The sequence below is a fragment of the Cellulomonas sp. P2_B4 genome (assembly GCF_056404795.1).
Genome location: NZ_JBFUDI010000002.1, coordinates 101,169 through 124,810, shown reverse-complemented (window position 1 = coordinate 124,810; position 23,642 = coordinate 101,169). Strand labels below are relative to the sequence as shown.

Below are 23,642 nucleotides of genomic sequence, written 5' to 3'. Positions count from 1 at the left end.
GCGTAATCATTCACCCGACTAACGTTAGCGACACCAACGAGGCACGGAGGAACGAACCATGACGCTCAACGGACGAGTCATCGGACAGGCCGAGCGCGCGACCCGAACCCTGCTGGACGTCCGCCTGCAGGGGTCGGGCCTGGCGTTCGAGGAGTGGGTCGCGCTGAACCAGGTGGAGGCAGGTGCCGGTGCGTACCCCGACGTCGTCGCACGCCTCGCCGGCGGGCTGAAGGTGGATGACGCGACCGCACGCGACGCGGTCGACAGCGTGCGCCGGCTCGGACTGGCGGACGAGGCCGACACGGGCGACCTGGCCCTCACGGCCGCCGGTCGGGAGCGGTTCGACGCCGTGATCGGTGAGATCGAGACGATCACCGCGCGGCTGTACGGCGACGTGCCGGCCGAGGACCTCGAGGTCGCGGGACGGGTGCTGACGCTGCTGACCGAGCGCGCGAACGCGGAGCTCGCCCGTCAGGCGGTCCCCAGCGTGTAGCGGACGTCCTGGTGCAGCCGGATCGCCCCGTCCTCGTCGCGGAACGCGTCGAGCTGGTCGGTCAGGAGCCCGAGGACCGACGCGTGGTCCTCGGGCGGCACCGCCTCCCACATCGCGCGCTGCCCGTGCGACCAGGAGAAGGTGACGTACTGGTCGGGGTCCCGGAACGTCGCGGTGACCGTCCGGTGCACGGTGCGGACGTCGTCGACGCCCGCGGCCGTGAGCAGGTCCTCCATGCCGGCGTCGTCGGCGAACGGTCCGCGGCGCCCGCTCGTGCGCGCGTCGAGCATGGCGGGCGGCAGGTACGGCGTGAACGCGGCGTCGAGCCCGAGCCAGCGCTCGTCCTGCTCGCCGAACGTCGTGATGCCGAGCCGACCGCCCGGGACCAGCAGGTCGGTCCACGCGCGGACCGCGGCGCCCGGGTCGGGCAGGAAGAAGAGCACGAGCGACGAGGCCACGACGTCGAACGAGCCCGCCGGCACCTCCGGGGCGCGGGCGTCGCCGACGCGCACCTCCACCTGGGGGAGCGACCGCAGGTCGTCGGCGGTGCGCTCGACCATCCGCGGCGCAAGGTCGATGCCCAGGACGCGCCCGGTGGGACCAGCGGCGACGGCGAGGGGGCGCAGCGCAGCGCCGCGGCCGCACCCGACGTCGAGCACGCGCTCCCCGGGCCGGACGGCCAGCTCGTCGACGAGGCCGAGCGCGATCGGCTCGAACCAGGGCACGCCCACGTCGTCGTACGTGTCGGCCGCTCGGTCGAACACGCCCGCGATGCCGTCCGGTGAGGTCATGGGTCCCACCCTGGTGCACGCCGCCGACGCGCGGAAGGGTCGAGCACCGTGCGGTGCGTCCTGGGAGGAGCCACCGGGACCTGCGCGGGGACGGGACCCCGACGTACTACGGTGACGGCAGGTCGCTGGCGAGGGGAGTCGTTCACGTGGTCGTCGACATCCGCGAGGTCGCGCGTCGCAGCGGGGTCTCGATGGCCACGGTGTCGCGGGCGCTCAACGCGCGCCCCGGCGTGAGTGCGGACACCCGTGAGCGGGTCGAGCGGATCGCGCGCGAGCTGGGCTACCTGCCCAACCAGCAGGCGAGGTCGCTCGTCCGGCGACAGTCGGACACGGTCGGCCTGATCTGGGACACCACCTACGCGTCCCTCGGTCGTCGCGTGCTGTTCCTCGGGGACCTGCTCATCGGGCTGAAGCTCGCGCTGGCGGACACCGGCTACCACCTGATGCTCGTGTCGCCCAAGGCCGCCGACGAGGACCTGCACGCGTTCGAGCGCGTCGCGGCGCAGCACAGCCTCGCCGGCGTCGTGCTGATGGGGGTCGACGAGCACCTGCCGGCCGTCCACGCGCTCATCACGTCGGGCATGCCCGTGGTGGGGCTGGACCTGCCGGTGCGCGGCGAACGCGCCAGCTACGTCAGCACCGAGAGCCAGGCCGGTGCCGTGGCGGCGGTGCGGCACCTGGCCGAGCTGGGTCACCGACGCATCGCCACGATCGCGGGACCGGCCGACCAGCTGCCGGCCATCGAGCGGCTGGCCGGCTACACCGAGACGATGGCCGACCTCGGGCTGGTGGTGCCGGACGGGTATGTCGTGCACGGCGACTACTTCCTCGACACGGGGCACCGGGCGATGCGTGAGCTGCTGGCCCTCGCGGACCCGCCGACGGCCGTCTTCGTCGCGAGCGACAGCATGGCGGTGGGCGCGTGCCGTGCGATCGGCGAGGCCGGGCTGCGCGTGCCCGACGACATCTCGGTCGTCGGGTACGACGACATCGAGCTCGCGGCTGTCGTCCGGCCCGCGCTCACGACGATCCGGCAGGACTACCTCGCCATGGGCGCGGCGGCGGTGACGCTGCTGACCGACCTGATCACCGCGCGCAGCGCGGGTGTCCCCCCGGACGACGCCGCCACCCTGCCGCGACTGCTGCCGGCCGTCCTGGTCATCCGGGAGTCGTCCGGCCCCGTGCCCGGCGTCCGGTAGAGCGACCGCACCTCGGCCCTCGGACGCCCGAATAGTCGTCTATGCCTCGACGTATCCCGGTCCGAGCCTCTACTGTTTCGACCGACGTAAACGTTTCCACATTTGCGCTCGTCTCCCGACAGAAGGTAGGACAACGATGTCCGAGCCCACCATCCACCCGCGCAGGGCGCGCTCACGGATCGGCCGTCAGGTGCTGATCGGCGTGACCGCACTGTCGATCGGTCTCGCAGGCGCCACGGGCGCGTCGGCCCACCCCAAGCCCGGACCGGGCCCGGCGAATCCCGACCTCGGCCCGAGCGTCACGATCTTCGACCCGAGCATGCCCGTCGCCGACATCAAGGCGAAGTTCGACGCGATCACCGCCGAGCAGTTCGACAACGAGTTCGGCCCGCGCCGCGACGCGGTCTACTTCCTGCCCGGCACCTATGGCACGCCCGAGGCGCCGCTCAACGTCCAGGTCGGCTACTACACCGAGGTCGCCGGCCTCGGGGCGTCGCCCACGGACGTCGTCATCAACGGCACGATCAACGTCTACAACCGGTGCCTCGAGGCCGACGAGACCAGCAACTGCCTCGCGCTGACCAACTTCTGGCGCTCGATGTCGAACCTCACGATCAACGTCAAGGGCGGGCTGCACACGGTGCTGGGCGAGGCAGCGCCGCGTCCGGACTGGTGCACCGACACCGAGTTCTGGGCCGTCTCGCAGGCCTCTCCGCTGCGCCGGGTCAACATCAACGGCGGCTTCTCGTTCATGGACTACTGCTCCGCCGGACCGCAGTACGCCAGCGGCGGGTTCATGGCCGACTCCCGGAGCAACGCCGCCGCGGTCGTCAACGGCTCGCAGCAGCAGTGGTACACCCGCAACAGCGAGATCACGTCCTGGTCGAACGCCGTGTGGAACGCGGTCTTCTCCGGCGTCGTCGGAGCTCCCGCGGAGACCTTCCCCACCCCGAACCCGTACACGGTGCTCGACACCACGCCGGTCAGCCGTGAGAAGCCGTACCTCTTCGTCGACGCGGCGGGCAAGTACCAGGTCCGCGTGCCGTCCGCGCAGACCAACAGCAAGGGCGTCAGCTGGGCGGCCGGCCTGACGCCGGGACGCACGGTGCCGATCAAGGACTTCTACGTCGCCAAGCCGGGCGACTCCGTCCAGACGATCAACAACGCGCTCGCCAAGGGGCAGAACCTGATCCTCACTCCTGGTGTCTACGACGTCGCCAAGACCATCAAGGTCAAGCGCGCCGACACCGTCGTCCTGGGCCTCGGCTACGCCACCCTGCACTCCGTCGGCGGCGCGACCCCGCTCGAGGTCGAGGACGTCTCGGGTGTCGTCGTCGCAGGCGTGACGGTCGACGCCGGCGAGGTCAGCTCGGCCGCTCTCGTCCGCGTCGGCAAGAAGAACGGCCACGGCGACCGGTCCGGCGCCAAGAACCCGACGACGCTCAGCGACGTGTTCTTCCGCGTCGGCGGCCCGTACGTGGGCCGCACCAAGGTCGCCCTCGAGGTCAACAGCGACAACGTGCTGCTCGACCACGCGTGGGTGTGGCGTGCCGACCACGGGGACGAGGGCTTCCCGACCGACACCGTCGTGCGGTCCGACGTCGACCGGCAGCGCACGGCCGACGGGCTGCCGCTGCTCAACGACGACGACACGCGCTGGGTGACGAACACGGCCCCCAACGGCCTGGTCGTCAACGGTGACAACGTGACGGCGACCGGTCTGTTCGTCGAGCACTTCCAGCAGTACAACACCGTGTGGAACGGCGAGAACGGCACCACGATCTTCTACCAGAACGAGCTGCCGTACGACCCGCGCACCCAGGCGGACTGGACGACTCCTGCCGGCACCCTCGGCTGGGCGGCCTACAAGGTCGGCGACCGCGTCAAGAAGCACAGCCTCTTCGGCGGCGGTGCGTACGTCTTCAACCAGAACGACCCGTCGGTCATCACCGAGAACGGCTTCGAGGTCCCGACGACCCCGGGTGTCCAGATCAAGCACGTGATGACGGTCAACCTCAGCCAGGGCACCATCCGCCACGTCATCGACGGGGTGGGCACCCAGGCGGACAACACGAACACCGGCACGCCGCAGTTCGTCGCGCAGTACCCGGCGCCGTGACCGCCGGGTAGTCGCACAGAGAAGGCGCCGGTGGGTCCTCGGACCCGCCGGCGCCTTTCGCTGTCCCTACACCTCGCCGGGGAGGGCCTTGCGGATGACGATCCGGGTCCACGCGCCGACGAAGAGCCGGTCGCCGTCCTCGAGCTCGCGGCGCTGGCCGGCCGGGACCGGGGTCGTCGGGACCGGCTCGCCCGGCCGGCTGACGTACGTGCCGTTGGCGGACTGCAGGTCCTCGACCCACCACCGCTGGCCGTCGGTGTTCAGCTGGCAGTGCCGTCGCGAGACGCCGGAGTCCGTGCCGCAGTCGACCTGCGGGTGGATGTTCCGCGAGACCGACGGCCGGCCCACGAGCACGCTGCGCTCACGCAGCGGCACCAGCCCGGGCAGGCCTGCGGACGGCATGGGGTCCTCGGGCTTCTGCGCCGCGTACCAGTCGGGGTCCACCCAGATCTCCGCCACCCAGGACTCGGTGCCCGGCGGCGGGGGAGTCGGGGACGACGGGACCGCCGGGGTCGGCGACGAGGGCGGCGCGACGACCGGGGTCGGCGCCGAGGCGGCGACGGGGAGCGACCCCGTCGTGAAGTCGTACCCGCAGGTCTCGCAGAACAGCGCACCGGCCGCGGCCGGCGAGCCGCAGTTCGAGCACGTGGTCGCCGCAGCGACGGGCGAGGGCGCCGGGTCGGCGGGGGCGGCCGGCGCCGCGGCGATCGGCGAACCGCAGACGTCGCAGTAGTCGGTCGACTCCGAGGCGTGGCCGTTCGGGCACTGGACCGTGCTCACCGGCGGACCCGGGTGGTCTTCGTGGAGGCGGTGTCGAGCGCCATCTCGTCGAGCTTGGCGGCGTCGCGCTTGAGGCGCACCGTGCCCTTCTCCTCGTCGTCGATGTCCACGACCCTGCGCAGGCGACTGGTCGCCTCCTCGTTCCCCGTCTCCTGGGCGAGCTGGACCGCGCGGCCGAGCTTGACCGTGGCCGTGGCCTCGTCGCCCGCCGCCTTGGCCGCCAGGCCCTCCTGGATGACCGACGCGAGCTCTGCCTGGCCCGTGTAGTGCGCGACCTCCGGGTTGATCCGGGCCGTGAGCGCGTTGTCGTCCGACCAGCGCGCCTTGACCAGGGCCGAGGTGAGCACCTGGCCGCCGACCGCGATCTGCACCCGGGCCGCGAGCTGCTCGGAGCCGACGGGCTTGGAGGGCACGCGGATGGCGACGTGGTAGTCGCGGGACTCGTCGCCCCACGCACCCGTCGGGTAGGCGCCGGTCAGCGCGTTCACCTCCGTGCGACGGGCGGTGAGGTCCTCGACCGTCGGGGCGACCCGGCGCACGAACAGCACCTGGGCCCCCTGCGGCGCCCACACCCGCAGCTCGGCGTCGGCGACGCCCTTCGACATCGACGCGGCGACGAGCTGGCGGAAGTCCTCCGCGATGTCCGCGGGGTTCGCGATGAGGTCGACGGTGCCGAGCAGCGCGGAGGCGATCTCCCGGAGCTCGGCGACCTCCCACCGGGCGCCCACGCCGCGGGCGTCGCACTGGAAGCGTCCCGTGACGTCCCGGATCGCGTTCGAGAGCTCCTCGCGCGGCTCGGACTCGTTCTTCCCGTCGGTGAGCAGGATCGCGTGCCGCTGCGTCGCCTGCGGGACGTGCGAGAACACCTGGTCGGCCAGGCGGAGCCAGGTGCTCATCGCGGTGCCGCCCGACGGCGACATGAGCGAGATCGCCCGCTTGGCCTCGCGGCGCGCGCCCGGCTCCATCTGCACGATCGCGACCGGGGCGTTCGGGTAGGGGAAGGCGCGCTGCGCGACGTGGCTGCCGCCGATGATCGCGAACCAGGTGCCGTCGGCGATCTGGTCGACGGCCACATGCGCGGCGTACTTGGCCGCATCGATGTTCGGTCCCTGCATCGAGCCGGACGTGTCCACCATGACGATCTCGGCGACGGTGCCCGCGGCCGACGCGGCGCCCGCGGTCCCGGCGCCCGAGCTGGTGACCGTCACGATCGCGTGCACGTCCGTGGCGCCCTCGGAGAGGAACTCGTTCTGGAACACCTCGGTGTGGAACTCGGCCACGTGTGGCTCCTTGTAGGTGAGCGGGTCAGCTGTGGACAGTATCGACCGTGACCGTGGCGTGCACGACCTCGATCCGGTGAAGCGCGGCGGTGATGTTGTCGGCACCGCCCTGCTCGTTCGCCCAGCGCACGAGCTCGGAGCAGATCGCCTCGGGTGCGTCCCCCGAGACCTTCTGCGAGCTGCGCACCAGGTCGGCCATCGCGACCGCCTCGGAGCAGTAGTTCCAGAGCCCGTCCGAGCACACCAGCACCCAGCCCGGTCCCTGGGCCCGGGTCGGGGCCGTGCGGGGGACGACGTCCTGGGCGTCCGCGCCGAGCCAGCGGGTGATCGCGTGCGCCTGGGGCGAGGACTCCGCCTTGGCCCGCGGCATGCCGAGGGCCATGAGCTCGTTGGCGCCCGAGTCGTCGCTGCTCAGCTGGATCGGGTCGCCCTCGTCTGGGATCCAGTAGACGCGCGAGTCGCCCAGCCACCCGGCGACGACGTGGGGTCCGTCGACGACGGCCGCGACGAACGTGCACGACGGCGGGTCGTGCCGGCCGGCCATGTCTCCGACCGCCGTGGCGATCGCCTCGTTGGCCGCCTCGGCGGCGCGCACCAGGGACGCGGACCAGGCGGCGACGCGCGCCGTGTCGCTTCCGCTCGGTGCGATGCCCGCCACCAGGACGTCACGCGCGGCGCGGGCGGCGGCGAGGCTCGCGATGTCGGAGTCCGGGACGCTCGAGACGCCGTCGCAGACGACGAGGACAGCGGCGTCCGCCGCGAGGCCGAGCGCCATCGCGTCCTCGTTCTTGTCGTGCCGGATGCCGCGGTCGCAGACGCCGCCGAGGGTGGGCCTCGGCGCCTCGGCCCAGTGGTCGCGCTCGGACGCCGCGGGCGTGCCGCAGTCCTGGCAGTACCCGTCGTCGGCGATGGTGCCGCCGCACGCGCGGCACGCCCGGAGGGCGGCCGTCTCGACGGGGGGCGCCGTGACGGCCACCGGTGCCGTGAGCGGTGAGCCGCACTGCTCGCAGAACTTGGACCCCTCCTGCGCGACGGTGCCGCACGACGCGCAGACGAGGCTCACCACGTGGTCCACCGGCGGACCTCGTGCGCCCGGTCCACCAGCGCGATGCGGTAGTCGTGGTCGTCGGTCAGCGACGCGAGCTGCTTCAGCGCCCCTTCGAGCGCGTCGCGCAGCTCGGGCTCGTGGGCCGGCACCCCGCCGAGGTCGACGTTGCGGACCGGGCCGTGCGCGACGACCGCGTCGAGCGCCGACCCGAGCACGACGACCTTGAGCTCGGCGTGCTGGAGCGGCGGCAGCACGACCGTCTGGACGCTCGCCAGGGCCTGCGACAGCGCCTTGACGTCACCGGTCGACTGCGCCAGGAGCCGCGCCCGCATCATGCGGGCGTCGACGTAGGAGCTTCGCGTGGACGCGACGAGGTCGAGCGCGTGCAGGGCGCCCTCGAGGTCGCCGCGCGCACTGCGGATCCGTGCGAGCCCGAACGCGGCAGGTGCCGTGTAGTTCGCGTCGGCGCGGGCGCAGATGACGTACAGGGACTCGGCGATGTCGGGCTCGTCGCTGCGTTCGCAGGCCGTGGCGAGGGCGAGCTTCGGGGCGAGCTCACCGGGCACCTGGCCGTACACGGCGTTGAACGACGCGCGCGCCGCCACCGGGTCGCCGTTCGCGAGCTGCGAGAGTCCGCCGAGCCAGGCCGCGCGCCACTCCCACGGGTCGTCGGCGAGCATCCGGGCGAGCGTCTCCGACAGGACGTCCTGGCGTCCCGCCTCGATCGCGGTGCTCGCCCGGCGCAGGCGCACCTCGACCGAGTCCTCGGGGGCGTTCTCCAGCGCCGTGAGCCGCAGGTCGGGGTCGCTGACGTTGACGCCGGACAGCCAGCTCGCCGCCGGGTCGCCCGCGTCGACCTTGAGCGCCGGCAGCTGGTCCCAGGCGAGCGGGTGGCCGGCCTCGTCCGACGCGGGCGCGTCGAACAGGACGGAGGCCGCCGAGTACAGGGCCGGGCTGCCCGGACCTCGGTCGGTCGCGACGACCTCCCGCAGGACGCCCAGCACCTGCGCACGTAGCTCGTCGACCGTCGCGAACCGGTCGGACGGGTCGACCGCGCAGGCCTTGGCCAGGAGGCGGTAGAACGAGTCGTACTTCTGGAACACGGGGGTGTCGGCCACCGACGGCAGCGACGCGACGAACGTCGTGGTGTTCCCGCGGAAGTCGAGGACGAGCGTCGCGAGCGTGCGACCGATCGTGTAGATGTCGGACGCCACCGACGGACCCACCTCGGGCACCTCCGGCGCCTGGTACCCGACGGTCCCGAAGATCGCGGAGCTCAGGTCGTCCAGCCGTCGCACGCCGCCGAGGTCGATGAGCTTGACGGCGTCCCCCTGCTGGATGACGTTGTCGGGCTTGAAGTCGCAGAACAGCAGGCCGACGTCGTGCAGGTAGGCGAATGCGGGCAGGATCTCCAGGACGAACGCGAGCGCCTGGTCGACGGGCAGGGGGCTGTTCACGCCCGAGTTCGCGTCCCGGCGGTCCTGCAGGATCTGCTTGAGCGACCGGCCGCCGACGAACTCCATCACCGTGTAGCCGGCGCCCTCGTGCATGGCGAAGTTGTAGATCTCGACGATCAGCGGGTGCTCGACCTCGGCGAGGAACTGCCGCTCGGAGATCGCGGCCGCGTACGCGTCGGGGTCGCCGGAGTTCAGCAGGCCCTTGAGCACGACCCACCTGCCGGAGACGTTGCGGTCCCGCGCGAGGTAGATCCAGCCGAGCCCACCGTGCGCGAGGCAGCCGACCACCTCGTACTGCCCGCCGACGACGTCGCCCGGGTTCAGCGCGGGCGCGAAGTCGAAGTGGTTGCCGCACTGCGGGCAGAACCCGGAGGTCCGGCCCGGCACGCCGTCGCGGGTGCGGCCCACCTCGTGCTGGCACGACGGGCAGAACCGCTTGCGCTCGGGCACCTCGGGGACGGCCATGACCGCCTGCAGGGGGTCCTGCACCGGGGAGGCGGGGACGGTCGTGAGCCCGGCGCCGAGGCGGGCACCGCGCAGACGCGTCGAGGACGTGCCGACGCGACGGGTCGGCCGGCTGCCGGTGGCCGCCGTCCGGGCCGAGCCGAGCGCGGCGGTCGCGAGCTGGGTGGAGCTGGTGCGCCCGGTGCGCGTGGACCGTTCCGCCTGCTCGTCCCCGGTCGCGGTGGTCGTGGCCTGCGCGACGCCCGTGCCGAGCAGCGTGGTGGCGGAGGCCGGCGAGGCGCCGGCGGGCTGCGGCGACCCGCAGACGTTGCACCACCCGTCCTCGTAGTAGCCGTCGCAGCCGAGCTCGGTGCAGTGGATGGCGGTCATCGCGATCCTTCCTGAGCTGCCGTGGGCAGGTCGCGGGTCAGGTACAGGTACTGCTCGACGAGGAATCGGGCCATGGTGACGTCGCAGGGTGACGCGGTCACGGCCGCGTGCGCCTCCTCGTAGCCCGAGCGGACGGTCGGCGAGGCGCTGCGGCCGTTCGCGTCGGCGGCGGAGTGCGCGCCGGTCAGCTTGTAGCGGAGCTCGGCGCGCTCGCGAAGCGGCGCGCTGTACGCGTCGGCGACCGCCTCGAACGCCCGACCGACGGCCGCGAGCCGGTCGATGTAGGCGTCCAGCTCCTGCCGGGTGTCGGGCACCGCCCCGAGCCGGGACACGTCGGGGACGGCCTGCTTGGGCGGGCGCGCGATCTCTCGACGGCACCGGTCGGCCAGCTCGTGCAGCGTGGGCTCGCGCCGTTCGAGGGCGGCGAGCGTCGCCTGCGCGTCCGCCCGCCCCTTCTCGAGGGTCCGACGCTGGGACACCTGGACGATCAGGTCGCGCTCGGTCCGCGCCGCGTCGACCTCGAGCTCTCCGAGCGGCCCGGTCACGTCGGCGCCGCGGGCGGCCTGCGTGACCAGCTTCTGCTCGCGCTGCCGGAGGGCCGCCACCCGCTCCGCCGACGCGGTGTCGGTCCCCGCAAGGTCCTCGCAGCGCACCAGACCGGCGCGCAGTCCGCGGAACCGCTCGGCCTGGTCCGCGCTGTCCGGGTCGAACGAGAGCCGGGCGCGGACCTTGGTGATCATCGCGTCGCAGAGAGTCACGGCCTCGACCAGCGAGACGAGCGCGGAGCCCAGCCCCGAGTCGAGGCGTCCCCAGATGAGGCGAGACATCTTCTCGCGGTCGACGACGTCGGCCCGGCCCGAGTCCCACACGACCACGAGCTCGTCGGCGCGCGTCCGGATGGCCTGCCACATCGTCATCGCGAGCAGCACGTCGGCCGTGTAGGTGTCGACCGTGGGGGAGGCCTGCGCTGCCGCGTCCAGGCGGTCCAGCTCGGTGCGCCGGTGGGTCAGCCAGGCGTCGAGCGCGCCGAGGTAGGTGAGCAGCTCCGGCGCGGGTATCGGCTCGCCGAGCCGCCCGGGGGCCTCCGGTGCGTCGGGCGCGATCACGAGGCCCGGCCGTACACCGACGGCGGCGGCACGGGCGCCGGCCCGAGCGCGTGCAGCCAGCGGTCGTACATCGCGGCCCAGGTGCCGTCCGCCTTGGCCCGGTCCAGCACCGCGTTGACGAAGCGGACCAGGTCGACCTGGTCCGCGGGCACCCCGACGCCGTACGGCTCGGAGCTGAACGCGTCGCCGACGACCTTGGCGTAGGGATCCTGCGCCGCGAACCCGGCGAGGATCGTGTCGTCGCCCGTGATCCCGTCGACGTCGCCCTCCTGGAACAGGACCAGGCAGCCGGTGTGGGTCGGGGCGCTCACGGCGGTGATGTCCGGGTAGTCGTCCTGGAGCCGCGTCAGGGTCGTCGTGCCCTCGGGTGCACAGACGCGCTGGCCGCCGAGGTCGTCGATGCTCGTGGCGGTCGAGTCGCGCGTGACCAGCACCTTCTGGCCCGCGTCGAGGTACTCCGCGGAGAACGCGATCTCCTGCCACCGGGCGCAGTTCATGGTGAACGTGCGCGCGACCAGGTCGACCTCGTGGTCCTTGAGCACGTCGAGCCGCTGACCGGAGGTGATGACCCGGAACTGGAGGCGGTTCGGGTCCCCGTCGAAGATCGCCGCGGAGACGAGGTGCAGGACGTCGATGTCGAAGCCCTCGATCTGGCCCGACAGCGGGTTGCGCGAGCCCATGAGCAGGGTGTCCGCCGAGACGCCGACGATGAGCGACCCGCGGTCCTTGATCGCCTGCACGGTCGGCCCGAAGGTCGCGTCGGGGGCGTACGACGTGGTCGCGTCGTCGCAGACGACGGCCGGTGCGGCGGGTGCCGCGGTCGGCTCCGGCGTCGCGGTGACCTGGGGCTCGGGCGTCGTCGAGGGGTCGCACGCGGACAGGACGACGACCGCGACGACGGCCAGTGCGCCGGTCAGGCCTCGCAGCATGCGGCTCACCGGTACTCCTCCACTCGCCTCGAGATGCCGCGCCAGCTCAGCACGGCCGCGATCAACCCGGCGACGAGGATCAGCCAGCCGACGAGGACCGCCGAGGTGCCGGCTCCGGCCAGCGCGTCGTGCGTCGCGGCCGCGGTGGCCTCGACGCTCGTGGACGCGGCGGTCGAGAAGTCGTCGAACGCCGCGTTCGGCGAGCCGGGGCCGTCGCTGATCGCCAGGGCGACCGCGTCGTCCCACTGACCGGCGTTGTCGAGGTCGCGGATCTTCTGGTGCTCGGCGGTCCACGCGTCGAGCGACTGCACGAGCGCGTCGTCGACGCCCGAGAGCAGGTCGCGGGCCTGCGCGGTCTCCTGCTGGAACGTCTCCTCGTACGCCTGGCCGGAGCCTCGCTTGATGAGCGTGAACGACTCCATCGACTTCGCGTCGTTCGCCAGCGAGTAGGCCTGCGAGACGGCCACGGTGTCCGCGTACGACCCGGTCTGCACCTGCGCGGCGTTCTTCGCGGTCGTGCCCAGGACGAACGCGCCGGCGATGCTCGCGGCGAGCGCCAGGATCGTGGCCCAGAACAGCCCGGAGTTGAGGCGGCGGTGCGTGCGGCGGGCGAGCCAGGTCTGCACGATGACGAAGGCGACCAGGGCGATCAGCCCGAACGCGAGCAGCCAGGGCGTGGCGGTCACCGCGGAGAACGACGAGTCGACGCGGTCGGAGTTGGTCTGGACCAGGTCGTCGAGCACCGGAAGCACGTCGGAGCGCAGCACCGCGGACGCCTGGTCGAGGTAGGCCGCACCCACCGGGAACCCCTGCCGGTTGTTGGCCCGGGCCTGCTCGACGAGCCCCGTGTACCGGGTCAGGCCCGCGGTCGCCTGGCCGAGCTGGTCGGCGTCGGCGTCGTTCGAGCCGGACAGCTGCGCCAGGCCGTTGGCGGCCGAGTCGATCGCGGCGTCGTACTTCGCCCGCTGCGCGGGAGGTTCGAGGCCGCCGACGAGGAACGCGTTGGTGGCCGTCGCGTCCGCGACGACGAGGTCGTTGCGGACGTCCTGGATGCCGACGAGCTGGCGGGTGTCGGCGTCCGCGCTGGCCAGCGCCGACGACTGCGCGAGACCGGCCTGGACGCCGAGCACCCCGACGGCGAGCGAGGCCAGGACGGCCACGACGCCGGCCAGACGCATCCGGCCGGGCGTCCTGCTCAGGGCCCCCCGGTGCGGGGTGGTCACGGGCGGCGCGGGGTCCGCCGGTGGAGGGGCCGGCTGCGGCGCTGCGATCGTCTGGGTCACGCGGGCTCCTCGATGTGTGTCGGCTCGTCGGCGGGTGGTGCGACCGTGTCGTCGGTGGGGGTCTCGTCGTCCGGTGCCGCCACCAGGTCCTCCGGGAGCAGCAGCCGCAGCTGCTCCACCGTCGGTTGCTCAACGTCCCGCAGGCGCCAGGCGTGCCTGGTGATCGCCTGGTCGAGCACGTTGCGTGCGTAGCGGCCGTTGCCGAAGCCCTCGTCGCGGATCTGCAGGGACGCGATCTCCTCGAACCGTTCGAGCGTCTCGGGTGCCGGCTCGAAGTCGGCCTTGCGGGCGGACCGCTCGAAGATCTCGCGCAGCTCCGTGTCGGTGTAGTCGGCGAACTCGACCGTGGTGGAGAAGCGGCTCTCGAGCCCGGGGTTCGTGGCGAGGAACGTGGCCATCGGCCGGGGGTAGCCGGCGACGATCACGACGAGGTTGTCGCGGTGGTCCTCCATGTCCTTGACCAGCGTGTTCACTGCCTCGGCGCCGTACTGGTCCTCGGCCAGCCCGTACGCCTCGTCGATGAAGAGCACGCCGCCGATCGCGGTGGCCACCACCTCGGACGTCTTCACCGCGGTCTGCCCGAGGTAGCCGGCGACGAGCTCGGAGCGGTCCACCTCGACCAGGTGCCCGGTCGAGAGCAGCCCGAGCGCGCGGTAGATGCCGGAGACCAGTCGCGCGACCGTCGTCTTGCCCGTCCCGGGGTTGCCCAGGAACACCAGGTGACGCGTGATCGTCGGCGCGGTCAGCCCTGCCTCGGTGCGCAGGCGCTCCACCCGCAGCAGCTGGGTCTGCTGCCGGATCTGCGCCTTCACGGCGGCCAGCCCCACGAGCGCGTCCAGCTCGGCGAGCAGCTCCTCGAGCGTGTGCTCGGGCGCGGCCGCGGGCGCCGGCTTGGTGGCGGGCGCCTGCGGACCGGGMACCGCGAGCGCCGGCGGAGCACCCGGCGCCGCCGACCGCTGGACGGCGGCGGTCGCCKACGCGCGCGCGATGACGCCGATGTCCGCCGTGCCGAGCTCGCAGGCGGCCGAGATGACGTCGGCGAGGGCGGCGGAGTACGTCGTCGCGGCGGGCGTGCCGGCGATCCCGGCCAGGAGGTCGGTCGGCGAGGTGCGCCACCGGCGCGCGCTGGCCGCCGCCTCGAAGAAGGCGCCGAACGACGCGTCGGGGGAGCCGACAGCGGCGAGCCACGCGCTCGGGGCGCCCGTGATCGACTCGGCCACCGCGGCGGACAGCCGGGCGCCCTCGTCGCGAGCGGCGGCGCCGTCCAGACCGGCGGCGGCGCCGGCGCGCTCGAGCGCGTCGAGGGCCTCGGTGAGGTTCATGGGTGCTCCGTCTGTGGGGTGTCGCGGCCGGCGTCGGGAGAGAGCTCGAGCGACGAGCCGCCGCCGAACTTCTCCGCGAGGAACAGGCCGTGCGCGACCAGCGCGTCGGCGTCCTGCCGGGAGATGGCGTCGGAGATCTTGTCGAGCGTGAGGTCGAGCAGGTCGAGCTGGTCGCACAGCAGCATGAGCGAGGTCTTGCCCCGGGACACCACGCGGCGGTCGGCGAAGTCGCGGGGGAGCCGCAGGTAGCCGCCCACCGCCTCCGGCAGGTAGCTCGTGGCCGTCGCGACGACGGTGAACGCCTGGTGGCTGCCCGCGCCGAGCCGGTCGAGCCGCGGCGCCATGTCCTCGACGGTCCGCGCGATGCTGTGCACGCGCGCGGTCACGGCTGCGGGCACGCGACCGACGATCTGCTGCTCGACCGCGTGCGCCGACGCGACGATCTCCGCCGACGTCGGTGCGGATGGCTCGGCGGGCAGCTCGGGCTCACGACGCCGCCCCCTCAGGCGTCCGAACCAGCTCATGCAGCGCTCGCTCCCCGAAGGTCCGGTGCCACTCAGCTCAGGCCGAGGTCGAGCGAGCCGCCGGCCACCTCGGTGGTGTCGGCCTTGCGGACGCGGTCGAGGTACGACTGCGCCTTGGTGGTCTCGGTCTGGAGCACGCCGACGGTCTGCGCCATCGAGTCGAGCGCCTTGACCTTGAAGTCGTCGATCGAGTCCATCGTCGCGTAGATGTCGCTGAACGCCTGCTGGAGCTGCGCCAGCCCGACCGTCGCGCTGGCGGCCTGCTGCTGGATGTCCGCGGACTGCTCCTTGAGCATCTTGGCCGTCGACGCGATCAGGCCCGAGGTCGTGGTGTTCAGCGCGGTGATCTGGTCGAGGACCAGCTTCTGGTTGTTCAGCGCCTGGGCCACGATCACGGCGGTGCGCAGGGCCGAGACGGTCGTCGTCGTGGCGCGGTCGACGCCCTTGGTGAGCTCGAGGTTGTTCTTGATGATGATGTCGATCGCCAGGTAGCCCTGGATGCTCACGGCGAGCTGCGTGAGAAGGTCCTGGTGCTTCTGCCGGACGTAGAAGAGCACGTCCTGGCGCAGCACCTTGGCCCGCTCGGGGTCCGTCGTGTCGAGCTGCGCGATCGTCGCCGACAGCCGGGTGTCCAGCGACTCGGCCACGTAGATGTACTGGTGCAGGCGGGCCATCGTGTCCCAGAGGTGCTGCTTCTCCAGGTTGAGCGCCGCGTTGTCCTTGAGCAGCTCGTCCTTGCCGTTGTAGAGCGCGCGCACGATGGCGTCGATCTGCTTCTGCGAGCTCTCGTACCGGCGGAAGTAGTCGGTGAGCGAGTCGCCGAACGGGATGAGGCCGAGGAGCTTCTTGCCGATCGTGGCCTCGCTGGGGTCGAGGTCCTCGACGGTCTTGCGCAGGTCGAGCAGCGACTTGCTGATCTGGGACGTGCTGGACACCCCGCCGTCGCGCATGGCCTTGACGGGCATCTGCAGCAGCCGGTTCGAGCTGTCCGCCGCGGCGCGGATGTCGGTGTCGCCCATGAGGCGGATGTCGTCGGCCTTCGCCGAGAGCTCGGGCGACCCTGCCTGCGCCGCCATGAGGCTGGTGACGTATGCGTCGACCTTGGCGTCGAGGCCCGGCAGCGCGGCCGCGTCGATCTTGGGGGCCATCGCGGGTGCCTGCGTGGTGGACACCGGTGCGGGCGGAGCGGGCGCCTCGAGCGCGAACACCGACTGCGGTGCCGGGGGCTGGAGGGGAGCTGCGTCGGTCATCGTCGTCCTTCACGTCCAGCACGGAACAAGCGATGCGCACGAGCGTCATCGCCATACCGCTCAATGGTCACGGGATGGTCAAGCAGGTCTCGCGCCGAACCTAGCACGGCCACCCCGAGAGCCTAGGCGTCCGGAGCCAGGGGCACGAGGGAGTCCGCTCAGGGTGGAAACCGGGGGGTACCCCGATGTTCTTGCGCACGACGACGAGACAGGCTGGAGGAACGCAGTCACCACCGACGAACAGGGCAGGGAACCACGATGGGAACGATCCACGACAGCATGACCGAGCAGGGGCTGGTCCGTCCGATCCAGGGCAGGGTGATCGGGGGCGTGTGCGCCGGCCTCGGGCGGCGGTTCGGCCTCGACCCGTGGCTGGCCCGGCTGCTCTTCGTCCTGATCCTGTTCGTGCTCCCGGGCAGCCAGCTCCTGGTCTACCCGATCCTCTGGATCCTCATGCCCTCGGAGCGCGTCGCGTACGTCCCGGTCACCCCGGCGGGTCCCACGCAGGCCGCCGCCTGAGCGACCGGGACAGCACGCGCTAGAAGTTGAGCGCGACCGGGTCGAGGAGCCGGAGCGCGTCGGGGTCCATCGTCAGGTCGATGGCCACGATCACGCCGTCCTCGATGGTGACCACGAACGCGGTGCGCGGGACGCCGCCGGGTGCCCACATGGCGCCGACGGCCCCGCCCAGCAGCGCGAGCTCCGCGGTCTGCGCCGCACCGTTGAACGCGACGGCGACCTCCCGGGCCCCGACGGTGTCCTTGAGGAAGCCGAACGAGGCGACCTTCGCGTCGACCCGCAGGACGACGTCGGGGTCGAGCGTCGCCAGCAGGGCCTCGAAGTCGCCGCCGCGGGCAGCGGTCAGGAAGGCGTCGACCACCTCGCGCTGACGGACCAGGTCGGTCTCCGCGCGGGCGGGGGCGCCCTGGACCCGGCGCCGGGCGCGGCTGGCGAGCTGCCGGGTCGCCTCAGGCGTCCGGCCGACGATCGGCGCGATCTCGTCGAAGGGCACGGCGAACATGTCGTGCAGCACGAACGCGAGCCGCTCCGCGGGCGCCAGGTGCTCCAGCACGACGAGCATCGCGAGCCCGACCGAGTCGGCGAGGACGGCCTCCTGCGCGGGATCGACGGCGTGGTCGTCGACCCGTGCGAGGGCGACGTCGAGCGGGTCCTCCCGCCGCGACGTCCGGGTGCGCAGGCGGTCCAGGCAGATCCGTGCCACGACGGTCGTGAGCCAGCCCGGCAGGTTGTCGACGCCGTCGGCATCGGCGCGGTCGAGCCGCAGCCACGCATCCTGGACGGCGTCGTCCGCCTCGGCGTTGGAGCCGAGCATGCGGTACGCCACGGCGGTCAGTCGGGTGCGGTTCTCCTCGAACCGGCGGGCGAGGTACTCGTCGTCGCTCATGGGGCCTCATCCTCTCGCGTCTTTTCACCCTGCTGACGGATCCCGGACGCATGGTGTGACCGTTGACCGCCGATGGGCGCGGTCCTACCGTCGAGAGAGCCGGCCAGCCGATGGTCGTCTGGCCCGCGCTGGAGGCCGTCATGCTCTCCGCCCACCCCGCGATCCCCGTCCTTGCCGTGACGGACGTCGAGCGGGCACGCGCGTTCTACGAGGGAACGCTCGGCTTCACCCCCGGGGACGACGAGGTCCCCGAGGGCGTCCTGTACACCACCGCCAACGGCGGGTTCCTCGTCTACCCGTCCAGCTACGCCGGCACCAACAAGGCCACCGGGATCTCGTTCCAGCTCCCCGGCGACGCGTTCGACTCCGAGGTCTCGGCCCTGCGCTCGGCGGGGGTCGAGCTGCAGACGTTCGACGTGCCCGACGGCGAGTGGGTCGACGGCGTCCTGGTGTCCGGGGGGATGAAGGCCGCGTGGTTCGCCGACCCGGACGGGAACGTCCTCAACGTGGAGACGAGCGCCTGAGCGGTCAGCCGTCGATCATCGTGCCGTCGGGTGCGATCACATACCAGACACCGTTGGCGTCCTGGCCGTTCACGTCACCCGGGGCCATGTCCTTGGCGAACGTGTAGATCGGCATTCCGTCGATGGTGATCTGCTTGCCGCCGTCCGCCGCCGGGATGGTTCCGACCGTCCCGGTGACGCCGTCTACGGTCGGGGTGTCGGAGGTCGTCTCGATCGCGGGCCAGGCCGTCGCGCAGTCGCCGGAGCACGCGCTCACGCCCGAGTCCTTCGTGTCCTTCGTGAAGTAGTACGCCGTCATGCCCTTCCCGTCGACGACGATGGTGCCGAGCGAGCTGTCGGCGGTGGACAGGTCGGCGCCCGTCGAGGCCCCGGCCGCGGTCGACTTCTCGGGGGTCGACTTCGCGCTGCTGGAGGAGTCCCCGCCTCCGTAGGCGCCCCCGCCGCCGGAGTCACCGTTCGAGTCGCCGCACGCGGCGAGGGTTCCGGCGAGGATCATGGCGATCGGGACAAGGGTCAAGATCCGCTGGGTCGTACGCACGATGCATCTCCTCGGTTCGGGCCACCGGTGCGACGACCGGCTACCTGGACCACGAGGCCGGGGCGGGTGAGGTTCACCGTTCGTTGAACCTCGTGCGTGCCGGTCCCGTTGACCGGGTAGGAGATCGGAGGGAGGGCCGTGGGCGACGAACCGGACGCGCTGATGCGCGCGCTGCACCAGGCGTACGCGCGTCCCCTGCAGTCGTACGTCGTCCGGCTGACCGGCGACCACGCGCTCGCCCAGGACGTGGTCCAGGAGGCCATGGTGCGGGCGTGGAAGCACCCCGAGGTGCTGGCCCGCGAGCAGGACGCGACCCGCGCGTGGCTGTACACGGTGGTGCGCAACCTCGTCATCGACGACCGGCGCAGCGCCCGGCACGTGCGCGAGCGGACCGTCGACCAGGCGCCCGAGCGCGAGCAGCCCGACGAGTCGCAGGCCGTCCTGGACGCCTGGCTGGTCTCGGACGCCCTCGCGCAGCTGTCCGCCGAGCACCGCGCGGTCGTCGTCGGCGCCTACTACGGCGGACGCTCGGTGGCCGAGCTCGCCGCCGAGCACCAGATCCCCGAGGGCACCGTGAAGTCGCGCCTGCACTACGGACTGCGCGCGCTGCGGCTCGCCCTGCAGGAGAGAGGAGTGTCGTCATGACCGGCCGCGACACGGAGGACCACCGGTACCGCGACTGGGACGCCGCGTACGTCCTCGGTGCGCTCAGCCCGCAGGACCGGCGCGCCTACGAGGAGCACCTGCGCACGTGCGACGAGTGCGCCGCGGCCGTGGCCGAGCTGGCCGGGATGCCCGGGCTGCTGCGGATGGTGCCGGCGCAGGAGGCCATGGACGGCGCCGACGACGCCGCCGCGGGCGACGTCGTGCAGCTGGCCGCGCTCGCGCACGCCGTCCGGCGCGTGCGTAGGCGTCGCATCGTCGCTCTCGTCGGCGCCGCCGCGGTCCTGCTCGTGGTCGGTGGCCTGGCCGGCACGTTCCTGGCGCGACCCGCGGCTCCGCCGCCGACCGCGAACCAGACGACCACCCTGCTCCTCGAACCGGTCGGCGACGTGGACGTCACGGCGGACCTCACGCTGGAGAAGAAGGGCTGGGGCACGCGGATCGACTGGCAGTGCACCTACCCGGCGGACGCGTGGCCGGACGGCGACGGGCCCACCTACGAGCTGGTCCTCGTCGACGACACGGGGGAGCGGACCGTCGTCGCGACGTGGCTGGCCCGCAACGCCGGCGCGCGGGGGCTCGGGGCGTCGTCGAGCATCGTCACGGAGGACATCCGCAGCGTCGAGATCCGGGTTGCGGGGTCGGACGCGCCGCTGGCGGAGGCGACGACCTAGGCTCGGTCGACCGTCGCCCGCCCCGACACCTGGATCGTGATCGCCGCGCGGTCGCCCAGCAACGCGCGCGCCGCGGGCGGAACCGGGACCCGGACCAGCCAGTGCCCCGGCGCGGTGTCCTCGTCCTTCAACGGCGGGGTGACCGCGGGGTCGGGCACCCAGTCACGGATCGCCCCGGCGATGGCCGAGCTCCAGACCGCCCACGACTGCGGCGGCGCCCCCTCCTCGAACGCGATGTCGACGACGAGGACGTCGGCCCAGTCGGCGGTCGACTCGAGGTGGTCGAGGAAGGAGAGGATGCCGCCCCTCTTGCGCAGCGAGACCAGCCTGAGCTGGAGCACGTGCCGCATCGTCGCGGACCGCTTCCCGGACGGATCGGTCGGTCGCGACGACGCCGTCGAGAGGTAGGTGCGCACCAGGGGCAAGGGGGTGCTCGCCTCGTCCGTCCGGGACGGGCGCTCGATCTGGATCGGGCACAGGTGGGCCGCGCTCTGCTCGTGCAGCACCACCGGGAGCCCTCGGATCGACAGCGACGCCTCGAGCTGCCAGTCCGTGTCGTCGTCGGGCAGGCCGGGCAGCGTGAAGTTGACCAGGTCGGCGCGGACCTCGACATCCCCGAAGAGGAAGCGCCGAAGGTTCTGGTAACCCTCCTCGGAGTTCACGATGCCGAACCGCCMGGAGTGGCTCCGGTGCACGAGCGCCCGCGGGGTCCCCTTCACGTAGGCGTTGTCGATCTGCACGAGGCCGTCGCTCCGGGCGCCCACCGCGCGGGCGGACAGGCCGGCGGCCGTCGCGTAGTCGGCCGAGTCCGTGCCGACGAGGCAGAAGAACCTGTCCTTGGGGAAGCCGTCGTCGGGCATCTCGGTCGCGTCGAACGCGTCCTGCTCGTGCGTTCCGGACCACGACAGGAACTCCCGCATGCGGGCCGGCCCGAAGATGTCGGCGCCGGCCACCCCCGTCAGGTCGCGCAGCCTCTCCAGCGATCCGAAGCCGACCGAGAACTCGATGCCGCCGTGCGGCGTGGCGTAGGTGAACACGCGGTCGACGAACGCCGTGGCTGCGTCCGCCCGCCCGCCCACCTCGGCGTCGTCCGGGATCGTGCGCTGGATCAGGGAGCGCACGATGAGGCCGCCCATCGAGTGCGCCACGAGGAACACCCGAGGAGCACCGGTCTGCTTGCGCACGAGCTTGATCAGGGTGAACAGGCTCTCGGCGGCGCGCTCGAGGCTGAACGCGTTGGGGTCGTTGGTGAGGTTCGGCGAGAACTCGTCGTAGAACCGGTGCACCCAGATCGACGCGGCCGGGATCGTGCCGGGCTCCTGGGTGCCCAGGTAGGCGAGCTGGTCCCCCTGCACGAGCAGCTGGTAGCCCTGGTCGATCATCAGGCGCAGCAGCGGACTCTCGAACTGGTGGAACACGGGCCGGTCGCCGCCGTCCACGCGGACCTGCACCGAGCCCTCGTTGAACCCGTAGAACGGGTCGTCCGTGGCTGCACCGATACCGGACGGACCGCCCGCGAACCCGCGGACGTAGATCACCGGAAGCCGGCCGTCGTTCGCGTACGTCATCGTCGCTCCTCGTCGTGCCCCGGTCTCTGTCCGGTCCGTTACCGGTGGATGTGGGCCCGCCAGTCGTCGGGGACCCGACCCTGCGGCCCGGGCACCGTCTGCTCGCGGGGCCGGTGCTCGGGCGCCGCGAGCGGCGGGCCGTCGGTGTAGTCGTCGGCCGGGAAGTCCCAGAACCAGTCCTCGTCGGGCTCGAACGTCCGCATGACCGGGTGGCCGGTCTCGCGGTAGTGCGCCGTCGCGTGCTGCGAGGGCGAGGTGTCGCAGCATCCGATGTGACCGCACGTCGCGCAGCGGCGCAGGTGGTACCACCAGCCGTCCGTCGCGTCGCACTCGAGACAGCCGGTGCCGCTGGGCGGTGCAGTCGGGTCGATCGTCACGCGGTGGGCCCCTCGGTCGGAGTGTAGGGAAGGCGGACGCGGAACCGGGTGGCGCCCGGCTCCGAGGTGACGGACAGGTCGCCGTGGTGCTTGCCGACGACGATGCGCCACGAGATGTCGAGGCCGAGGCCCGTACCCGAGCCCACCGGCTTCGTCGTGAAGAACGGTTCGAAGACGCGGTCGATGATCTCCGGCGGGATGCCCGGTCCGGTGTCGGCGACGACGACCTCGAGCCAGTCGTCGAGGCGCCGGGTGGAGATCGTCAGGGTCCCGGTGCCGTCCATCGCCTGGGCGGCGTTGTCGATGAGGTTCGTCCACACCTGGTTGAGCTCGGCACCGAACACGTGGATCGGCGGCAGGTCGCGGTCGAAGTCGCGCACGACCGTGATGCCGTCGAGCTTGCGGTCGAGCATCGTCAGCGTGCTCTCGAGCAGCTCGTGCACGTCGAGCACCTGGTCGGGTGCCCGGCCGATCTGCGAGTACTGCTTGGCGGCGCCGACGAGGGCCGAGATGCGCGTCGTGGCGTCCTCGACCTCCGACATCAGTGACTCGGTCTCGAGCGTGTAGGCGAGCCAGCGGACCGCCCCCTCGAGCACCTCGTCGCCGACGTAGGAGGCGACGTTGTCCAGCCACGCGGTGCTCAGACCGGCCGTCACGAAGCTCTCCGCGAGCTCCCAGCCGCCCTGGATGCCGTGGTCGTCCATCCAGTCGCCGACGGCGTCCTCGAGGTCCGACACCTCCATGGCGCTCGGCGTCTTGCCCGACGCGCGGGTCGCGGCGTACGCGGCGACCGCCTTCTCCTGCAGGTGGATGATCTGGGCCAGCTGCGCGCGGTCGTAGGTGCCGGACGCGATGAGCGCGAGCTTGTGGCGCATCCCGGCCACGCGTTCGCGCAGCGTGGCGGTCGCCCGCGTCGCCGCCGCGGCCGGGTTGTTGAGCTCGTGCGTGAGGCCCGCCGACAACGACCCCAGCGCCTGGAGCCGCTCGCGCTGGCCGATGACCTGCTGCGAGGTCTGCTGCCCGAAGAAGAGCCCCTCGAGCAGGTGCACCGCCATCGGGAACCAGTCGTTCATGAAGCTCGCGAAGTCGGCGGCGCCGAGGACGTAGTACCGCGACGGCTCGAGGACCCGCAGCGTCTGGGAGTAGACCTGCGGCACCCGGTCACCCAGGTAGGAGGCCCAGGCGCCGGCGTACACGCCCACCTGGCTGGTGCGCGCCACCTCGACGTCGTCGGTCCCGACCCGCCGGTACATCGCGAGCGACCCGTCGAGCATCACGTAGAAGTCCGTCGCCGGGTCGCCCTCGCGGTACAGGACGCCGGGGTCGATGTGCTCGACGTGGCCGCGAGCGCACAGCCAGAGCAGCTGCTCGGAGCTGAGCCGCTCGAACAGGAAGAGCGTCCGGAGCTCGTCGATGTCGCAGGCGAGCTGCTTGCGGGTGATCGTCGCCGGTTCGTCGATGGTGGTCACAGCTGCTCC

Annotated in this window: 23 protein-coding genes; 7 read left to right on the top strand and 16 right to left on the bottom strand. The window is 72.3% G+C overall.

Annotated elements, in window-relative coordinates:
- The first annotated feature begins 58 nt into the window (after positions 1-58).
- Entirely contained in the window at positions 59-493 is a 435-nt protein-coding gene (locus AC1DZC_RS03165) for a hypothetical protein (protein ID WP_477039317.1), read from the top strand.
- Here AC1DZC_RS03165 and AC1DZC_RS03160 read toward each other — a convergent pair.
- Positions 472-1,284: a class I SAM-dependent methyltransferase gene (locus tag AC1DZC_RS03160; protein ID WP_477039318.1), complete on the bottom strand. Its 813-nt coding sequence runs from the start codon at positions 1,282-1,284 to the stop codon at positions 472-474. The genes AC1DZC_RS03165 and AC1DZC_RS03160 overlap by 22 nt on opposite strands.
- 146 nt (positions 1,285-1,430) lie before the next feature.
- Here AC1DZC_RS03160 and AC1DZC_RS03155 point away from each other — a divergent pair, with 146 nt between their 5' ends.
- Both AC1DZC_RS03155 and AC1DZC_RS03150 read left to right on the top strand, forming a co-directional pair.
- Positions 1,431-2,483, top strand: a complete 1,053-nt coding sequence (locus tag AC1DZC_RS03155) for a LacI family DNA-binding transcriptional regulator (RefSeq protein WP_477042214.1) — start codon at positions 1,431-1,433, stop codon at positions 2,481-2,483.
- Between the two features lie 136 nt (positions 2,484-2,619).
- A complete protein-coding gene (locus tag AC1DZC_RS03150) occupies positions 2,620-4,602 on the top strand; it encodes an adenylyl cyclase (RefSeq protein WP_477042213.1) in 1,983 nt (660 codons plus the stop codon).
- Between the two features lie 66 nt (positions 4,603-4,668).
- Here the strand turns inward: AC1DZC_RS03150 and AC1DZC_RS03145 are convergent, their stop codons facing one another.
- The 10 genes from AC1DZC_RS03145 to AC1DZC_RS03100 are packed head-to-tail and all read right to left on the bottom strand — an operon-like array spanning position 4,669 to position 16,415.
- Positions 4,669-5,382: an FHA domain-containing protein gene (locus AC1DZC_RS03145; protein WP_477042212.1), complete on the bottom strand. Its 714-nt coding sequence runs from the start codon at positions 5,380-5,382 to the stop codon at positions 4,669-4,671.
- Positions 5,379-6,662 (bottom strand): VWA domain-containing protein, encoded by a 1,284-nt coding sequence (locus AC1DZC_RS03140; protein ID WP_477042211.1) that lies wholly within the window; start codon positions 6,660-6,662, stop codon positions 5,379-5,381. The genes AC1DZC_RS03145 and AC1DZC_RS03140 overlap by 4 nt, the downstream gene beginning before the upstream one ends.
- Positions 6,663-6,687: 25 nt before the next feature.
- The gene (locus AC1DZC_RS03135; RefSeq protein WP_477042210.1) at positions 6,688-7,737 is read right to left on the bottom strand and encodes a protein phosphatase 2C domain-containing protein; all 1,050 of its coding nucleotides are present in this window, start codon (positions 7,735-7,737) and stop codon (positions 6,688-6,690) included.
- The gene (locus AC1DZC_RS03130) at positions 7,722-10,001 is read right to left on the bottom strand and encodes a serine/threonine-protein kinase (RefSeq protein WP_477042209.1); all 2,280 of its coding nucleotides are present in this window, start codon (positions 9,999-10,001) and stop codon (positions 7,722-7,724) included. Before AC1DZC_RS03130 ends, AC1DZC_RS03135 begins: the two co-directional genes overlap by 16 nt.
- Entirely contained in the window at positions 9,998-11,107 is a 1,110-nt protein-coding gene (locus AC1DZC_RS03125; RefSeq protein WP_477042208.1) for a hypothetical protein, read from the bottom strand. The genes AC1DZC_RS03130 and AC1DZC_RS03125 overlap by 4 nt, the downstream gene beginning before the upstream one ends.
- Positions 11,104-12,036 carry a glutamate ABC transporter substrate-binding protein gene (locus AC1DZC_RS03120; protein WP_477042451.1) on the bottom strand — a complete coding sequence of 311 codons (933 nt, stop codon included), beginning with the start codon at positions 12,034-12,036 and terminating at the stop codon, positions 11,104-11,106. The genes AC1DZC_RS03125 and AC1DZC_RS03120 overlap by 4 nt, the downstream gene beginning before the upstream one ends.
- Before the next feature lie 5 nt (positions 12,037-12,041).
- Complete coding sequence (locus AC1DZC_RS03115) at positions 12,042-13,319, bottom strand: hypothetical protein (RefSeq protein ID WP_477042207.1); 1,278 nt, start codon at positions 13,317-13,319, stop codon at positions 12,042-12,044.
- Positions 13,316-14,641: an AAA family ATPase gene (locus AC1DZC_RS03110; protein WP_477042206.1), complete on the bottom strand. Its 1,326-nt coding sequence runs from the start codon at positions 14,639-14,641 to the stop codon at positions 13,316-13,318. The genes AC1DZC_RS03115 and AC1DZC_RS03110 overlap by 4 nt, the downstream gene beginning before the upstream one ends.
- Positions 14,638-15,165: a hypothetical protein gene (locus AC1DZC_RS03105; protein ID WP_477042205.1), complete on the bottom strand. Its 528-nt coding sequence runs from the start codon at positions 15,163-15,165 to the stop codon at positions 14,638-14,640. The genes AC1DZC_RS03110 and AC1DZC_RS03105 overlap by 4 nt, the downstream gene beginning before the upstream one ends.
- Before the next feature lie 32 nt (positions 15,166-15,197).
- Positions 15,198-16,415, bottom strand: coding sequence for a toxic anion resistance protein (locus AC1DZC_RS03100; RefSeq protein ID WP_477039329.1), 1,218 nt, complete (start codon positions 16,413-16,415; stop codon positions 15,198-15,200).
- 258 nt (positions 16,416-16,673) lie between these two features.
- Between AC1DZC_RS03100 and AC1DZC_RS03095 the strand changes: the two genes are divergently transcribed.
- Positions 16,674-16,934, top strand: a complete 261-nt coding sequence (locus AC1DZC_RS03095; RefSeq protein ID WP_477039330.1) for a PspC domain-containing protein — start codon at positions 16,674-16,676, stop codon at positions 16,932-16,934.
- A 19-nt stretch (positions 16,935-16,953) separates the two neighbouring features.
- On the opposite strand, the gene AC1DZC_RS03090 is transcribed toward AC1DZC_RS03095, so the two are convergent.
- Positions 16,954-17,820, bottom strand: coding sequence for a sigma-70 family RNA polymerase sigma factor (locus AC1DZC_RS03090; protein WP_477042204.1), 867 nt, complete (start codon positions 17,818-17,820; stop codon positions 16,954-16,956).
- 62 nt (positions 17,821-17,882) lie between these two features.
- On the opposite strand from AC1DZC_RS03090, the gene AC1DZC_RS03085 reads away from it, so the two are divergent.
- On the top strand, positions 17,883-18,344 hold the full coding sequence (locus AC1DZC_RS03085) for a VOC family protein (RefSeq protein ID WP_477039332.1): 462 nt from the start codon (positions 17,883-17,885) through the stop codon (positions 18,342-18,344).
- Between the two features lie 4 nt (positions 18,345-18,348).
- Here AC1DZC_RS03085 and AC1DZC_RS03080 read toward each other — a convergent pair whose 3' ends face one another.
- Entirely contained in the window at positions 18,349-18,885 is a 537-nt protein-coding gene (locus AC1DZC_RS03080; RefSeq protein ID WP_477042450.1) for a COG4315 family predicted lipoprotein, read from the bottom strand.
- 135 nt (positions 18,886-19,020) lie between these two features.
- On the opposite strand from AC1DZC_RS03080, the gene AC1DZC_RS03075 reads away from it, so the two are divergent.
- A complete protein-coding gene (locus AC1DZC_RS03075) occupies positions 19,021-19,527 on the top strand; it encodes a sigma-70 family RNA polymerase sigma factor (protein WP_477039333.1) in 507 nt (168 codons plus the stop codon).
- A complete protein-coding gene (locus tag AC1DZC_RS03070; RefSeq protein ID WP_477042203.1) occupies positions 19,524-20,219 on the top strand; it encodes an anti-sigma factor family protein in 696 nt (231 codons plus the stop codon). Before AC1DZC_RS03075 ends, AC1DZC_RS03070 begins: the two co-directional genes overlap by 4 nt.
- On the opposite strand, the gene AC1DZC_RS03065 is transcribed toward AC1DZC_RS03070, so the two are convergent.
- The 3 genes from AC1DZC_RS03065 to AC1DZC_RS03055 are packed head-to-tail and all read right to left on the bottom strand — an operon-like array spanning position 20,216 to position 23,633.
- Positions 20,216-21,787, bottom strand: coding sequence for an esterase/lipase family protein (locus AC1DZC_RS03065; RefSeq protein ID WP_477042202.1), 1,572 nt, complete (start codon positions 21,785-21,787; stop codon positions 20,216-20,218). The genes AC1DZC_RS03070 and AC1DZC_RS03065 overlap by 4 nt on opposite strands.
- A 38-nt stretch (positions 21,788-21,825) precedes the next feature.
- On the bottom strand, positions 21,826-22,164 hold the full coding sequence (locus tag AC1DZC_RS03060) for a UBP-type zinc finger domain-containing protein (RefSeq protein ID WP_477039336.1): 339 nt from the start codon (positions 22,162-22,164) through the stop codon (positions 21,826-21,828).
- Complete coding sequence (locus tag AC1DZC_RS03055) at positions 22,161-23,633, bottom strand: ATP-binding protein (protein ID WP_477042201.1); 1,473 nt, start codon at positions 23,631-23,633, stop codon at positions 22,161-22,163. The genes AC1DZC_RS03060 and AC1DZC_RS03055 overlap by 4 nt, the downstream gene beginning before the upstream one ends.
- Between the last annotated feature and the right edge of the window lie 9 nt (positions 23,634-23,642).

Bases quoted from the DNA above. Each gene is read 5' to 3' on its own strand.
- AC1DZC_RS03165 (WP_477039317.1), top strand. From the start codon at position 59: ATGACGCTCAACGGACGAGTCATCGGACAGGCCGAGCGCGCGACCCGA.
- AC1DZC_RS03160 (WP_477039318.1), bottom strand. From the start codon at position 1,284: ATGACCTCACCGGACGGCATCGCGGGCGTGTTCGACCGAGCGGCCGAC.
- AC1DZC_RS03150 (WP_477042213.1), top strand. From the start codon at position 2,620: ATGTCCGAGCCCACCATCCACCCGCGCAGGGCGCGCTCACGGATCGGC.
- AC1DZC_RS03130 (WP_477042209.1), bottom strand. From the start codon at position 10,001: ATGACCGCCATCCACTGCACCGAGCTCGGCTGCGACGGCTACTACGAG.
- AC1DZC_RS03120 (WP_477042451.1), bottom strand. From the start codon at position 12,036: ATGCTGCGAGGCCTGACCGGCGCACTGGCCGTCGTCGCGGTCGTCGTC.
- AC1DZC_RS03105 (WP_477042205.1), bottom strand. From the start codon at position 15,165: ATGAGCTGGTTCGGACGCCTGAGGGGGCGGCGTCGTGAGCCCGAGCTG.
- AC1DZC_RS03100 (WP_477039329.1), bottom strand. From the start codon at position 16,415: ATGACCGACGCAGCTCCCCTCCAGCCCCCGGCACCGCAGTCGGTGTTC.
- AC1DZC_RS03095 (WP_477039330.1), top strand. From the start codon at position 16,674: ATGGGAACGATCCACGACAGCATGACCGAGCAGGGGCTGGTCCGTCCG.
- AC1DZC_RS03090 (WP_477042204.1), bottom strand. From the start codon at position 17,820: ATGAGCGACGACGAGTACCTCGCCCGCCGGTTCGAGGAGAACCGCACC.
- AC1DZC_RS03070 (WP_477042203.1), top strand. From the start codon at position 19,524: ATGACCGGCCGCGACACGGAGGACCACCGGTACCGCGACTGGGACGCC.